Raw genomic sequence first — 13,460 nt, forward strand, 5'->3', positions numbered from 1 at the left:
TCCCGGATGTCACGGCCTTACTGGACGCGCAGCTCGACCCGTCGCGCCTCTTCCGGCGGGCCGTCGGCGGCGGTGACTTCCGGCTTGCGCAGCTTGATTCCGGCTTCGGCGACACCTGCGGCGACCAGCGCATCGCGCACCGCCAGCGCCCGCGCCTTGGCCAGTTCGGCGTTCTGGGCGGCATCGCCCGACGGGTCGTGGAAGCCGGACAGCAGCACGATGGCGTCCGGCGTCGCGCTCAGCGCAGCCTGCGCCCGCGCCACCGCATCGGCCAGGTCGGCGCCGGGCTCGGCACTGCCGACGGCGAAATAGATGCGCGCCAGCGCCTCGCCCACCGGCTCGGGCGCCTCGATCACCTCCACCACCTCGACCACGGTGGCATCGGCAGCCGGCTTGCCCGCCAGCGACACGGCAAAGCCGACCACCGCGGCAACGACCGCGATCACGATGATGGCCACCACTCTCAAACCGACATTGCTGTCGTCGTCCTGATCCGACATTTCAAACCTCCGTTGATTGAATCGAGTAGTCGTCCGAATAGGGATCGGCCACGCCAAGTCCCTGCAGGACGACGCGCTCCTCCGCTTCCATCGCGTCGGCATCGTCGTCCGACGTTTCGTGATCCCAGCCCTGCAGGTGCAGCGTGCCGTGCACGATCAGGTGAGCGGCGTGGTCGGCGAAGGCCTTGCCCTGCTCCACCGCCTCGCGCGCCAGCACCGGCTGGCATACCACCAGATCGCCGGCGAGGTGTGCACCCTGCTCGTACGGAAACGACAGCACATTGGTCGCGTAGTCGCGGCCACGGTATTCGAGATTCAGCGCCTGCCCCTCTTCCGCATCGACGAAGCGCACCGTGATGTCGGCACGCGCGACCACGTCCGGGTCGAGCGCGGCGCGCACCCAGCGCTTCACGTCCTCGCGCTGCGGGCAGGCCTCACGCGCGCAGGCGTACTGCACCGACAGATTGAGCCGCATCAGCCGCGCGGCCCCTTGCGCATTGCCTCCTCGGCTTCGCGTTGCGCCTCGAACCGTTCGTAGGCCGACACGATGCGCGCCACCAGCGGGTGGCGCACCACGTCTTCGGCGAGGAAATCGGTCATCGCGATGCCGCGTACGTCGGCCAGTATCTTGCGCGCCTCGGCCAGACCGCTCTTGTGCCCACGCGGCAGATCGACCTGGGTCAGGTCGCCGGTGATGACCGCCTTCGAGCCGATGCCCATGCGGGTGAGGAACATCTTCATCTGTTCCGGCGTCGTGTTCTGCGCCTCGTCGAGGATGATGAAGGCGTTGTTCAGCGTGCGCCCGCGCATGTAGGCGAGCGGCGCGATCTCGATCACCTGTCGCTCGAAGGCGCGGGCGACGCGCTCGAAACCCATCAGGTCGTACAGCGCGTCGTACAGCGGGCGCAGGTAGGGATCGACCTTCTGCGCCAGATCGCCCGGCAGGAAGCCGAGCCGCTCGCCGGCCTCGACCGCCGGCCGGGTCAGCACGATGCGCGCGACGGTTTCACGCTCCAGCGCATCGACCGCGCTGGCCACCGCCAGATAGGTCTTGCCGGTACCGGCCGGGCCGATGCCGAAGGTGATGTCGTGTTCCTGTATCTGCCGCAGATACTGCGTCTGGCGGGGCGTGCGGCCGTGCAGATTGCTCTTGCGCGTCATCAGCACAGGCGCTGCCGGCTCGGCGGCGATGCGATTCGACAGTTCGATCAGGCCGAGCTGTATCGCGTCTATGCTCAGGTGCTCGGTGGCCGCCGCGTAGAAGTGGCGCAGCGCCGCGGCCGCGCGTTGCGACTGGCCCGGTTCGCCGCTGACGCGGAAGCGCTCGCCGCGGCGGGCGATCTCGACGTCGTAAGCCGTTTCGAGCTGGCGCAGGTTTTCGTCGAGCACACCACAGAGGTTGGCCAGCCGCGCGTTGTCGAGCGGCTCCAGCACCAGTTCGAGCGGTCGCGTCTTCAAGCGCTGACCGCCTCGCGGATGACCACTTCGCCGCGCAGGCTGTGTGGCAACGCGCTGGTGATGCGTACGTCGATGAACTGATTGATCAGCCGCGCCGGGCCGGGGAAATTGACGACGCGGTTGTTGTCGGTGCGACCGGCCAGTTCGGCGGCGTCCTTGCGCGCGTGCCCTTCGACCAGGATGCGCTGCACGCTGCCGACCATGCTCTGACTGACCGCCTGCGCCTGTTCGTCGATGCGTTTCTGCAGCCGCGCCAGCCGCGCCAGCTTGACGTCCTGCGGCGTGTCGTCGGCCAGATCGGCGGCCGGTGTGCCCGGGCGTGCGCTATAGACGAAGCTGAAGCTGCCGTCGAAGCCGACGTCGTCGATCAGCTTCATCGTCTTTTCGAAATCGTCCTCGGTTTCGCCAGGGAAGCCGACGATGAAATCCGAGGTCAGCGACAGGTCGGGCCGCGCCGCGCGCAGCTTGCGCACGACCGCCTTGTATTCGAGCGCGGTGTAGCCGCGCTTCATCGCCGCCAGTACGCGGTCGGAACCCGACTGCACCGGCAGATGCAGTTGCGACACCAGCCTGGGCAGCTTCGCGTAGGCGTCGAACAGGCGCTGCGTCATTTCGCGCGGGTGCGAGGTGGTGTAGCGGATGCGCTCGATGCCCGGCACTTCATGCACGCATTCGAGCAGGAAGGCGAAGTCGCCGATGTCGTCCGAGCCGCGGCTGATCGGCGCTCGCCAGGCATTGACGTTCTGGCCGAGCAAGGTCACTTCCTTCACGCCCTGGCCGACCAGCGTGGCGATCTCGGTCAGGATGTCGTCCAGCGGCCGCGACACTTCCTCGCCGCGCGTGTAGGGCACGACGCAGAAGGTGCAGTACTTGGAACAGCCTTCCATGATGGACACGAATGCGGTCGCGCCTTCGACCCGCGCTGGCGGCATGTGGTCGAACTTCTCGATTTCCGGGAAGCTGATGTCCACCTGCGGCCGGCCGCTGGCGCGGCGCTTCGAAATGAGGTCAGGCAGGCGGTGCAGCGTCTGCGGGCCGAACACCAGATCGACGTAGGGCGCGCGCTCGACGATGGCCGCGCCCTCCTGGCTGGCGACGCAACCGCCAACGCCGATGATCAGGTTGGGGTTGTCGCGCTTCAGGTGCTTCACCCGGCCGAGGTCGTGGAACACCTTCTCCTGCGCCTTCTCGCGCACCGAGCAGGTGTTGAACAGGATCACATCGGCGTCTTCCGGGCGGTCGGTCTTTTCCAGACCTTCGGCGTCGCCGAGCACATCGGCCATCTTGTCCGAGTCGTACTCGTTCATCTGGCAGCCGAAGGTCTTGATGTAAATCTTGCGGGTCATCGAAGGGGACGGAGAAATTACTGTTTGGGTGCCGGCAGGTCGATCTCTTCGGGCGACAACACCCAGACGCGATACAGGTCGCCGTTATTGTCGAGCTTGTAACGGACCACCAGCTCGCTGCCTATCATCACCGGCAGCAGGATGCGGTTGTCGGTCGAACGGATCTGGGCGCCGGGCGCCAGCCTGAAGGTGTACTTGCCGACTTCGACCATGCCATCGACCGGCGGCTTCATCTTCGCCTTGATCGCATCCGGCGGAATCGCGCGCAGCTGCGCCGCAGCGAGCAGCGGCAGGCAGAGCAGGACGGCACACAGGGCGGAAGGCAGGCGCATCGGAGCCGGGGCGAGAAAGCGGTCGGGAATGCACGGATTGTAGCGTGCGCTACCGGCGAACCCAAACCAGCGCGAACGCACCGCGGGAGGGGCGCTCCGCTCGGCTTACATGTTGCAACGCAATGAACGGTCGCAGTTGTTAGCACTCAAACGCGGGGAGTGCTAATCTTGCTTCCCAAGGGAGGAATGAATCATGACCCATGCTCTGATGGTTCCGAATCTGTCGATGCCCGGCGCGCTGGGCAATATCGACAGCTATATCCAGGCCGCCAACCGCGTACCCCTGCTCAGCGAAGAGCAGGAACAGTCACTTGCCCGCCGTTTCCGCGACGACGAAGACCTCGAAGCCGCGCGCGCGCTGGTCATGTCGCACCTGCGTCTGGTGGTGGCGATCGCCCGCGGCTATCTCGGCTACGGCCTGCCGCACGCCGATCTGATCCAGGAAGGCAATATCGGCCTGATGAAGGCGGTGAAGCGCTTCGACCCGGACCGCGGCGTGCGTCTGGTGTCCTTCGCCATCCACTGGATCAAGGCGGAAATCCACGAATACATCCTGCGCAACTGGCGCCTGGTCAAGGTCGCCACGACCAAGGCGCAGCGCAAGCTCTTCTTCAACCTGCGCAGCCTCAAGAGCAGCAGCAACACGCTGAACCCGGCCGAAGTGCAGGAAGTGGCGAAGACGCTGGGTGTGAAGCCGGAAGAAGTGGTCGAGATGGAAACCCGTCTGACCGGTCAGGACGTCGCGCTCGAAGGCAATAGCGAGGACGACGATCGCGACAGCGCTCGTCTGGCGCCCATCCACTGGCTGGCCGACTCGGCTGCCGAGCCGCTGGAAGTGCTGGAGGCCGCGCAGGACGTGCGCCTGCAGGAAGAAGGTCTGCATTCGGCACTGGCTTCGCTCGACGACCGCAGCCGCACCATCGTGCAGCGCCGCTGGCTGGTGCAGGACGGCGAAGCCGCCACCCTGCATGAACTGGCCGCCGAGTACGGTGTGTCGGCCGAGCGCATCCGCCAGATCGAAGCCAAGGCGATGCAGAAGATGAAGGCGTCGATGCAGAAGATGCTGGGCATGGCCGCCTGATCTTCACCCGGCGCAACAAAAAAGCGACCCGCGGGTCGCTTTTTTGTTGGCATCGGCACCGGGGATCAACCCTGGGCCAGCAGCGCCTTCAGGTCGTCGGCGATCTTCTGCGGCGTTTCGCCGTGCCGGATGAACAGTCGCAGACGCCCTTGAGTGTCATGCACATAGGTGCCGGCCGAGTGATCCAGCGTGTAGCTGTCCGGCGTAGTGCCCGGCACCTTCTGGTAGAAGATCTTGTATTCCTTCGCGACCGCGGCCGTGGCCGCCGCGTCGCCGCGCAGGCCGACGAAGGACGCATCGAACTTCGGCACATAGGCGGCCAGCAGTTCGGTCGAATCACGTTCCGGGTCCAGCGTGACGAACAGCACCTGCACCTTGGCAGCGTCCGGCCCGAGCAGGGCCAGCGCCTGCTTCATCGTTGCGAGGCTGGTCGGGCAGACGTCCGGGCAGTGCGTGAAGCCGAAGAACAGCGTGACCGCCTTGCCCTTGTAGTCGGCCAGCGTACGCGCCGCACCGGTGTGATCGGTCAGCGCGAAGCCCTTGCCGTAGTCGGCGCCGGTGATGTCCACGCTGTGGAAGGTCGGACCGGACGGCGCGCAGCCGACCAGTCCTGCTGACAGCAGGACTGCCAGGAAAAGACGGCGTTTCATAACGGGATGTAGTGGTCGACCAGCAGGGCGGCGAACAGCAGCGACAGGTGCCACAGCGAGAAGCGGAAGGTTTTCTTCGCCAGCTCGTCGGAGTAATTACGCATCAGACGCCAGGCATAGACGATGAACATGCCCGACAGGACGATCGCCGATACCAGGTAGATCCAGCCGCTCATGCGCGAAGCAAAGGGCAGCATGGTCACCGCGAACAGGATGAGGGTGTACAGGAACACCTGCAGCCGCGTGTATTCGGCACCGTGCGTCACCGGCAACATCGGCAGACCCGCCTTGGCATACTCCTGCGTGCGATACAGCGCCAGTGCCCAGAAGTGCGGCGGCGTCCAGGCGAAGATGATCAGGAACAGCAGCAGTGCGTCGGCCGACACCTCGCCGGTCACCGCGGCCCAGCCCAGCACCGGCGGCATCGCGCCGGAGGCGCCGCCGATCACGATGTTCTGCGGCGTCGCCGGCTTCAGGAAAACGGTGTAGATGATGGCGTAGCCGATGAAGGTGCCCAGCGTCAGCCACATGGTGAGCGGATTCACCCAGTGGTACAGCATGGACAGACCGGCGCCGCCGACCACGCCCGAGAAAGCCAGCGTTTCCAGCGAATTCACCTCGCCACGCGGCAGCGGGCGGGCACGGGTGCGCGCCATCACCGCGTCGATCTTTTGCTCGACCAGGCAGTTCACCGCAGCCGCCGCACCAGCGACCAGCGCGATACCGATGGTCGCCGCCGCAACGATGCCGAAATCAGGCAGTCCGGCCGGTACGGCCAGGAACATGCCGATGACCGCACAGAACACGATCAGCGACACGACGCGGGGCTTGGTCAGCTGCAGGTAATTCGCGAGCCTCAGCGAGAAGGGCTGGATATCAAGCCGCAGGGCTTTCATTTAGGACTCCGGAAACGCGTTGCTGCGCCGTGGCGCGGACGCGGTAGTTTATCAGCACCATGAGGATCACCAATGCTGCAGCGCCACCGTTGTGCGCGGCGGCCAGCGGCAGCGGCAGGCTGAACCACACGTTGGCCAGGCCCAGCATGATCTGCAGCGCAAGCACACCCAGCAGTGCCGTGCCGAACGGGCGGTGGCCGGCAGCGCGCAGCGCGAAGCCCAGCGCACCGATCACCAGTGCAGCAACGATGGCACCGACGCGATGCATCCAGTGGATGGCGGTCAGCGCATCCATGGTCAGCGTTTCGCCGTCGGCGCTCTGCCCCAGCTCGCGCACGATGTGGAAACCGTTGCGGATATCCATCTGCGGCACCCACTCGCCGTGGCAGGTCGGCAGGTCGGTACAGGCGAGCGCCGCGTAGTTGGTGCTGACCCAGCCGCCGAGCGATATCTGCATCGCCAGCACGACAAAGGCGACGACTGCCAGCGCGCGCGTCGCCGGCGACACGGTCGGTGCCGCCGGCCCGCGCGTGCACGCGTAAAGCCAGACCAGTAGCGTCAACACGGTCAGGCCGCCGATCAGGTGACCGGTCACGATGGCCGGCTTCAGCAGCATGGTCACCGTCCACTTGCCGAACATCGCCTGCAGGAACAGCACGCCGACCAGCACCGTCGCCAGCACCGGCGACGCGCCCGCTTCACGACGGTGACGCCAGGCGAGTGCCGCGATCGCCAGGATGAACAGGCCGACGATGCCCGCGAAGTAGCGGTGGATCATTTCCTTCCACGCCTTGGCGAAGGTGACCGGGCCTTCGGGGTTCGCTTCCTGTGCCGCGGTAATGTGCTCGGACGCATGAATCACCGTGACGTGGCCGTAACAGCCCGGCCAGTCCGGACAGCCGAGGCCGGCATCGGACAGTCTTACGTAGGCGCCGAGGACGATCAGCGCGAAAGTCATTGCAATCGTGGCAAGCAACAGCGTGCGGTAGGTTTTCATCAGCCCAGCCTCGAGTACTTCATCAAACGTTGGAAATCCTTGATCATCTTCTTCGGATCCGGGTCATCCGGATAACGCATCATCACCTGCCCCAGCGGGTCGACCAGATGAATGGCGCGCGGATGCGTCGCATCGGTCGCGAACGCGCCCAGCGTCGCGCTGCCAGCCGCCTTGACCACGTGCATGCCTTCGATCGCGGTCAGCAGTTCCGCCTTGGGCTGCGTACCGTCGGTCAGCAGCCAGACGCGCTCGATGCGTTCCTGGTGCTCGCCCTGCGCCTTGCGCACCTGGCGGATGTAATAGAGCAGTTCCTCGCACTTCGCGTCGCAGGCGCCGCTATCGGCCAGCACCAGGGTCCAGCGCCCCTTGATGGAAGCAAAGTCGAAAGGTTTGCCATCGACCGTCGTCAGCGCTTCGGCCGGCAAGGGCCGGGGCGACAGCAGTTGACCGTAGTTCACCGTGCTGTCGGGGCGCCACAGGAAATACATGGCGTAGGACGCGAGCAGCGGCAACACGCATATCGCCGCCAGCACGATCAGGACCTTCTTGCCTTTCAAGACTTCTCTCCCTCTTTCTGCATGGCTGCGTACAGCCCGAATACCAGCGTGACCAGCGCAAACGCGTACCACTGCGCGGCGTACATCCAGTGTTTCTCGACGCCGAACTCCGGCTTCACGTCGTCGCGCCTCAAGCCGTCGGCGGCATCACCGGTCTGCACGAGAATGAAGGGCGCGAGCTGCAGGCCGGTCGTCTTCGCCACGCGGTCGACCGTGACGTTCTGCCAGACGGCGCCCTGCACCGCATCGCCCGACAGTTCGACGAAGCGCGGCTGCGCGCGCGTGACGACACCTTCGATGCGTTGCAGCCCGGCCGGCGATGCAACCGGCGGCAACACGTCTCGCCGCCCGCCGTGACGGACCCAACCGCGCGCAACAAGCACACAGCGCTGCGCGGTCTGACACAGCGGCATGTGCACCAGGAAGCCGGCCTGTCCGTCGCGGACCTGGTTGTCGGCGTAGATCAGCACCTCGCTGCGCCACGTACCGGACACTGTTGCCCGCGCGAACTCGGGCGGCGCCTGATCACTCCACTGGTCCAGGTCGAGCGCCGGCTGCCGCTGCTGCGCGGCGTAGGCGTCCGTCAGTGCTTGCTTGTAGTGCGCGCGAGCGGTCTGCCAGCGCGCTGCCGACAGCGTGACACCGATCACCAGCAGGCAGGCCAGCGCCGGCCACAGGCGAATGCAGAAACGGCGGCGGGCTAAATGGAACTGGAACATTGCTGTCGGACGTCCGGCGGGTACACTGATCGCCCGGACTAAGGATTCTTCCTGATGCGTTATCTCGTGATATTCATGCTGCTGACCGTGATCGCCAGCCTCGGTTCAGCGCTGTTCTTCCTGTTTCGCGACAGCGGCAATTCGAGCCGCATGCTGCGCTCGCTGGCCATCCGCGTCGGTCTGTCGATGGCGCTTTTCATCTTCCTGATGCTCGGCTACCGCTTCGGCTTCATCACCGGCAAGCTCTGAACACTGGCGGGACCACGCCGCCGGGAAACACCCGCCCCAACGCTCCCTACCCACGAAAAAAAGCGCCGCACGATGTGCGGCGCCGAGCGTTTATTTTATAAGGGCTCTTTTTGCTTACCGGCCCACTCTCCTCCTCGCAGATCCCGTCTTTACATCAAATCCAGTACACGACGACGAACAGCAGCAGCCAGACGACGTCGACAAAGTGCCAGTACCACGCGACCGCTTCGAAGCCGAAGTGGTTTTCCGGGCTGAAATGCCCGGCGAAGACGCGGCACAGTATCACGATAAGCATCGTTGCACCAACCGTCACGTGGAAGCCGTGGAAGCCGGTCAGCATGTAGAACACCGAACCGAACACGCCGGTGGTCATCTTGACGTTCAGGTCCGAGTAGGCGTGCATGTATTCGTAGGCCTGGAAGCCGAGGAACACGACGCCGAGCGCGATGGTCAGGAACAGACCCAGCTTGAGCTGGCCGCGGTTGTTGTGCAGCAGGCCGTGGTGCGCCCAGGTCAGCGTGACGCCGGAGGTCAGCAGCAGCAGCGTGTTGATCGCCGGGATGCCCCAGGCACCCATAGGCGTGAACGGGCCGCCGTCATAGCCGGGGCCTGCATTCGGCCACATGGCCGTGGCTTCCGGCCACAGGAGTGCCTGATGTTCGAGGCTGGCCAGATCGGGCACGGCGAGCACGCGGGCGTAGAACAGCGCGCCGAAGAAGGCGGCGAAGAACATCACTTCAGAGAAGATGAACCAGCCCATCGCCCAGCGGAAGGAAACCCCCACGCGCTTGCTGTACAGGCCGCCTTCGGATTCGTGCGCAACTTTGCCGAACCAGGAATACATCATGTAGAACAGGACCAGCACGCCGGCGCCCAGCACGAAGCCGCCGCCGGTGATCTTGTTCATCGTCAGCACCGAACCCAGTGCAAACAGGAACAGCGCGATCGAGCCCGTGATCGGGTAGGTCGATGGCGCCGGTACGTAATAGTAGGGGGCCTGTTGTGGCGTATGCGAGCTCATTTATGTTTTTCCTTCCCGGTTTCTCTCAAGCGATGCTTATCAGAATTCTTACACCCAAGATCACTGCAATCACGAACAGCGCTGCAGCCACAACGCCCGTGATGATAACTTGCAACGGCGTCAGCGATGACACCGCTGCGTCGTGATCGCCCTTGCGGCGTATGCCGACGAAGGCCGAAAGCACTGTCACCACACCCTTCACGAACCCGGCCATATCAGCCTCCCGTGCGACCGTCCTGCGTCGTCGCTGCAGTCGCCCCCGGCACCTCGAAGAAGGTGTAGGAGAGCGTGATCGTGTTGATGTCCTTCGGCAGATCCGGCGACACGAGGAAGGCGATCGGCATGCGTCGCGTTTCCCCGGCTGCCAGCGTCTGCTGCTTGAAACAGAAACAGTCGAGCTTCTGGAAGTACTGCATCGCCGCCGACGGCGTGTAACTCGGAATCGCCTGTCCCGTCACCGCGTTCTCGCGCGTGTTCGAAACTTCGTACTCCACCGTCACCACCTCACCCGGGTGAACCACGAGTGAGCCGGTCACCGGTTTGAAATTCCACGGCAGCTTGTGCAGGTTCGCATCGAACTCGACCGTCACGTTACGCGAACGATCGATCTGGGTATTCAGCGGCAGCGTGTTGTCCTGCTTGTTCAGGTTGTTGACGTCGAGCACCTGGCACAGCTTTTCGTAGAACGGCACCAGCGCGTAGCCGAAGCCGAACATCAGGAAAGCCGACACCACCAGGCGTATCAGCGTCGAACGGTTGCGGCGCTCGGAACCGGCCGCAACCCGGGTTTGCTCGGTCATTGACCCGACATCCCGTAACGCACGACAAACAGCACGAACACCGCCGCCGCGGTGGCCGCCAGCCACAACGCCGTACGGACGTTGCGGCGGCGGAGTGCTTCATCCATCTCGGTCACGCCAGTACTCACTTGAAGACCGGCGGGGTTTCGAAGGTGTGGTGCGGCGCCGGCGACGGCACCGTCCACTCGAGACCTTCAGCACCGTCCCACGGCTTGGCCGAAGCCTTCTCGCCACCCTTCAGGCACTTCAGCACGACAACCAGGAACACCAGCTGCGACAGGCCGAAACCGAAGGCACCGATGGACGAGATCATGTTGAACTCGGCGAACTGCAGCGAGTAGTCCGGGATACGGCGCGGCATGCCGGCCAGGCCCAGGAAGTGCTGCACGAAGAAGGTCATGTTGAAGAAGATCAGCGACAGCCAGAAATGCAGCTTGCCCAGCTTCTCGTCGTACATGTGGCCGGTCCACTTCGGCAGCCAGTAGTAGGCGCCGGCGTAGGCCGAGAACAGCGCACCCGCCACCATCACGTAGTGGAAGTGAGCGACGACGTAGTAGCTGTCGTGCAGTTGCACGTCCACCGCGGTCATCGACAGCACCAGGCCAGAGAAACCGCCCAGCGTGAAGAGGAAGAGGAAGCCGATCGAGAACAGCATCGGGGTTTCGAAGCTCAGCGAGCCGCGCCACATCGTGGCCACCCAGTTGAACACCTTCACGCCGGTCGGGATGGCGATCAGCATGGTGGCGAACATGAAGTACAGCTGGCCGGCCACCGGCATGCCCACCGTATACATATGGTGCGCCCACACGATGAAGGACAGGATGGCGATCGACGAGGTCGCGTACACCATCGAGGCGTAGCCGAACAGCGGCTTGCGCGAGAAGGCGGGAATCACCTGCGACACGACGCCGAAGGCCGGGATCGCGATGATGTACACCTCGGGGTGACCGAAGAACCAGAAGATGTGCTGGTACAGCACCGGGTCACCACCACCGGCAGCGTTGAAGAAGCTGGTGCCGAAGTGACGGTCGGTCAGGATCATGGTGACCGCGCCAGCCAGAACCGGCATCACGGCGATGACCAGGTAGGCGGTGATCAGCCAGGTCCAGCAGAACAGCGGCATCTTCATCAGCGTCATGCCCGGCGCGCGCATGTTCAGGATCGTGGTGACGATGTTGATCGAGCCCATGATCGAGGAGATGCCGAGGATGTGGACCGCGAAGATCGCCATGTCCATGCCGATGCCCATCTGGATGGTCAGCGGCGGATACAGCGTCCAGCCCGACGCGGCGGCACCGCCCGGCACCAGCAGCGAGGTCGTCAGCAGGATGGCGGCCGGCGGCAGCAGCCAGAAGGACCAGTTGTTCATGCGCGCGAACGCCATGTCGGATGCGCCGATCATCAGCGGGATCATCCAGTTCGCGAAGCCGACGAAGGCCGGCATGATGGCGCCGAACACCATGATGAGACCGTGCAGCGTCGTCATCTGGTTGAAGCGGTCGGGATCGACCACCTGCAGGCCCGGCTGGAACAGTTCGGCACGGATCACCAGCGCCATGATGCCGCCGACGATGAACATTGCGAACGAGAACCACAGGTACATCGAGCCGATGTCCTTGTGATTGGTGGTGGTCACCCAGCGCATCAGTCCGCTGGGGTGGTGATCATGCGAGTGATCGTGCGAGTGGTCGGCACCGCCCGGAATCGCAGCCATGTGTATCTCCTGGAAATCTAGAAAGTGACTGAACGTTCAGAGAGCCGCTTACTCTTCGCGGGCCATCTTGATGTCCGACGGTTGGATGACCTCGCCCGTCGCATTGCTCCAGCTGTTGCGCGTGTAGGTCAGCACTGCAGCCAGATCGGTATCGCTCAGGTGCTTGAACGCAGCCATCGCGGTACCCGACTTGCCGTTCATCACGAGATGGATCTGCGCGTCCTGCGAGCCGAGCACCACCTTCGAGCCGTCGAGCGCGGGGAAGGCCGGCGGCAGACCCTGGCCATTGGCCTGGTGACAGGCGGCACAGTTGGCGGCGAACACCTTGGCACCACGCGGGGTCAGTTCCTCGACGGTGTACATCTTGTTCGGATCATCAGCAGCAGCGGCCAGTTCGGTCTTCTTCTTTTCGACCCAGGCCGCGTATTCGTCTTCGGTCACGACCTTGACGACGATGGGCATGTAGCCATGGTCCTTGCCGCACAGTTCTGCGCACTGACCGCGGAAGGTGCCGGTCTTCTCGGCACGGAACCAGGTGTCACGGATGAAACCGGGAATCGCGTCCTGCTTGACCGCCAGTGCCGGCACCCACCATGCGTGGATCACGTCGTTCGCGGTGGTCAGGATGCGCACCTTCTTGCCGACCGGCACAACCAGCTCGTTGTCAACTTCGAGCAGGTAGTCGGTGCCCTTGGCCGCTTCGTTGCGGATCTGCGGCTGCGGCGTCGACAGGTTGCTGGTGAAGCTGATGCCTTCACCGTCGCCCTTCAGGTAGTCGTAGCCCCACTTCCACTGATAGCCGGTGGCCTTGATCGTGATATCGGGGTTGCTGGTGTCACGCATCGCCAGGATGGTCTTGGTCGCCGGCCAAGCCATGCCGAGCAGGATGAAGACCGGAACGATGGTCCACAGGATTTCGACCGTGGTGCTTTCGTGGAAGGTTGCAGCCTTGTGGCCGGCGGACTTGCGGTGCACGAACACCGACCAGAACATCACGCCGAAGACTGCCACGAAAATGACGCCACAGACGATGGTCATCAGCAGGTGGAGGTCATACACCTTCTGACCCAGTTCGGTGATCGGCTCCTGCAGATTGAGCTTCATTTCCGCCTGGGCGAGCCCGGCAAGCAGAAACAACCC

18 protein-coding genes are annotated in these 13,460 nt (G+C 64.3%); 2 read left to right on the forward strand and 16 right to left on the reverse strand.

The window, feature by feature from the left end; genetic code table 11:
- Positions 1-17 precede the first annotated feature (17 nt).
- Genes METFAM1_RS0111665 through METFAM1_RS0111685 form a run of 5 tightly spaced genes read right to left on the reverse strand, consistent with a single transcriptional unit; the run spans position 18 to position 3,636 of the window.
- Positions 18-500, reverse strand: coding sequence for an OmpA family protein (locus tag METFAM1_RS0111665; protein ID WP_019915443.1), 483 nt, complete (start codon positions 498-500; stop codon positions 18-20).
- A 1-nt stretch (position 501) separates the two neighbouring features.
- Positions 502-975 carry an rRNA maturation RNase YbeY gene (ybeY, locus tag METFAM1_RS0111670; protein ID WP_019915445.1) on the reverse strand — a complete coding sequence of 158 codons (474 nt, stop codon included), beginning with the start codon at positions 973-975 and terminating at the stop codon, positions 502-504.
- Positions 975-1,958: a PhoH family protein gene (locus METFAM1_RS0111675; RefSeq protein WP_019915447.1), complete on the reverse strand. Its 984-nt coding sequence runs from the start codon at positions 1,956-1,958 to the stop codon at positions 975-977. Before METFAM1_RS0111675 ends, ybeY begins: the two co-directional genes overlap by 1 nt.
- Entirely contained in the window at positions 1,955-3,304 is a 1,350-nt protein-coding gene (gene miaB / locus METFAM1_RS0111680; RefSeq protein ID WP_019915448.1) for a tRNA (N6-isopentenyl adenosine(37)-C2)-methylthiotransferase MiaB, read from the reverse strand. The genes METFAM1_RS0111675 and miaB overlap by 4 nt, the downstream gene beginning before the upstream one ends.
- A 17-nt stretch (positions 3,305-3,321) precedes the next feature.
- The gene (locus tag METFAM1_RS0111685; RefSeq protein WP_019915449.1) at positions 3,322-3,636 is read right to left on the reverse strand and encodes a hypothetical protein; all 315 of its coding nucleotides are present in this window, start codon (positions 3,634-3,636) and stop codon (positions 3,322-3,324) included.
- A 193-nt stretch (positions 3,637-3,829) separates the two neighbouring features.
- Here METFAM1_RS0111685 and rpoH point away from each other — a divergent pair, with 193 nt between their 5' ends.
- Positions 3,830-4,717: an RNA polymerase sigma factor RpoH gene (gene rpoH / locus METFAM1_RS0111690; RefSeq protein WP_024300656.1), complete on the forward strand. Its 888-nt coding sequence runs from the start codon at positions 3,830-3,832 to the stop codon at positions 4,715-4,717.
- Between the two features lie 65 nt (positions 4,718-4,782).
- On the opposite strand, the gene METFAM1_RS0111695 is transcribed toward rpoH, so the two are convergent.
- The 5 genes from METFAM1_RS0111695 to METFAM1_RS0111715 are packed head-to-tail and all read right to left on the reverse strand — an operon-like array spanning position 4,783 to position 8,536.
- The gene (locus METFAM1_RS0111695) at positions 4,783-5,367 is read right to left on the reverse strand and encodes an SCO family protein (RefSeq protein WP_019915451.1); all 585 of its coding nucleotides are present in this window, start codon (positions 5,365-5,367) and stop codon (positions 4,783-4,785) included.
- Positions 5,364-6,263 (reverse strand): heme o synthase, encoded by a 900-nt coding sequence (gene cyoE / locus METFAM1_RS0111700; RefSeq protein ID WP_019915452.1) that lies wholly within the window; start codon positions 6,261-6,263, stop codon positions 5,364-5,366. Before cyoE ends, METFAM1_RS0111695 begins: the two co-directional genes overlap by 4 nt.
- Positions 6,244-7,260, reverse strand: a complete 1,017-nt coding sequence (locus METFAM1_RS0111705) for a COX15/CtaA family protein (protein ID WP_019915453.1) — start codon at positions 7,258-7,260, stop codon at positions 6,244-6,246. Before METFAM1_RS0111705 ends, cyoE begins: the two co-directional genes overlap by 20 nt.
- On the reverse strand, positions 7,260-7,817 hold the full coding sequence (locus METFAM1_RS0111710) for an SCO family protein (RefSeq protein ID WP_019915454.1): 558 nt from the start codon (positions 7,815-7,817) through the stop codon (positions 7,260-7,262). The genes METFAM1_RS0111705 and METFAM1_RS0111710 overlap by 1 nt, the downstream gene beginning before the upstream one ends.
- Positions 7,814-8,536 (reverse strand): SURF1 family protein, encoded by a 723-nt coding sequence (locus tag METFAM1_RS0111715; RefSeq protein WP_019915455.1) that lies wholly within the window; start codon positions 8,534-8,536, stop codon positions 7,814-7,816. The genes METFAM1_RS0111710 and METFAM1_RS0111715 overlap by 4 nt, the downstream gene beginning before the upstream one ends.
- A 54-nt stretch (positions 8,537-8,590) precedes the next feature.
- On the opposite strand from METFAM1_RS0111715, the gene METFAM1_RS0111720 reads away from it, so the two are divergent.
- Positions 8,591-8,785, forward strand: a complete 195-nt coding sequence (locus METFAM1_RS0111720) for a twin transmembrane helix small protein (protein ID WP_019915456.1) — start codon at positions 8,591-8,593, stop codon at positions 8,783-8,785.
- A gap of 154 nt (positions 8,786-8,939) precedes the next feature.
- Here METFAM1_RS0111720 and METFAM1_RS0111725 read toward each other — a convergent pair whose 3' ends face one another.
- Genes METFAM1_RS0111725 through coxB form a run of 6 tightly spaced genes read right to left on the reverse strand, consistent with a single transcriptional unit; the run spans position 8,940 to position 13,424 of the window.
- Entirely contained in the window at positions 8,940-9,806 is an 867-nt protein-coding gene (locus METFAM1_RS0111725; protein WP_019915457.1) for a cytochrome c oxidase subunit 3, read from the reverse strand.
- A gap of 25 nt (positions 9,807-9,831) precedes the next feature.
- Positions 9,832-10,020, reverse strand: a complete 189-nt coding sequence (locus tag METFAM1_RS0111730) for a DUF2970 domain-containing protein (protein ID WP_019915458.1) — start codon at positions 10,018-10,020, stop codon at positions 9,832-9,834.
- Between the two features lies 1 nt (position 10,021).
- On the reverse strand, positions 10,022-10,606 hold the full coding sequence (locus METFAM1_RS0111735; RefSeq protein ID WP_019915459.1) for a cytochrome c oxidase assembly protein: 585 nt from the start codon (positions 10,604-10,606) through the stop codon (positions 10,022-10,024).
- Positions 10,603-10,713 (reverse strand): cytochrome oxidase small assembly protein, encoded by a 111-nt coding sequence (locus tag METFAM1_RS21215; protein ID WP_019915460.1) that lies wholly within the window; start codon positions 10,711-10,713, stop codon positions 10,603-10,605. Before METFAM1_RS21215 ends, METFAM1_RS0111735 begins: the two co-directional genes overlap by 4 nt.
- A 17-nt stretch (positions 10,714-10,730) precedes the next feature.
- A complete protein-coding gene (gene ctaD / locus METFAM1_RS0111745) occupies positions 10,731-12,320 on the reverse strand; it encodes a cytochrome c oxidase subunit I (RefSeq protein ID WP_019915461.1) in 1,590 nt (529 codons plus the stop codon).
- A gap of 48 nt (positions 12,321-12,368) precedes the next feature.
- Entirely contained in the window at positions 12,369-13,424 is a 1,056-nt protein-coding gene (coxB, locus tag METFAM1_RS0111750) for a cytochrome c oxidase subunit II (RefSeq protein WP_024300657.1), read from the reverse strand.
- Positions 13,425-13,460: the final 36 nt, after the last annotated feature.

It is taken from the genome of Methyloversatilis discipulorum, assembly GCF_000527135.1.
GTDB classification, from domain to species: domain Bacteria; phylum Pseudomonadota; class Gammaproteobacteria; order Burkholderiales; family Rhodocyclaceae; genus Methyloversatilis; species Methyloversatilis discipulorum.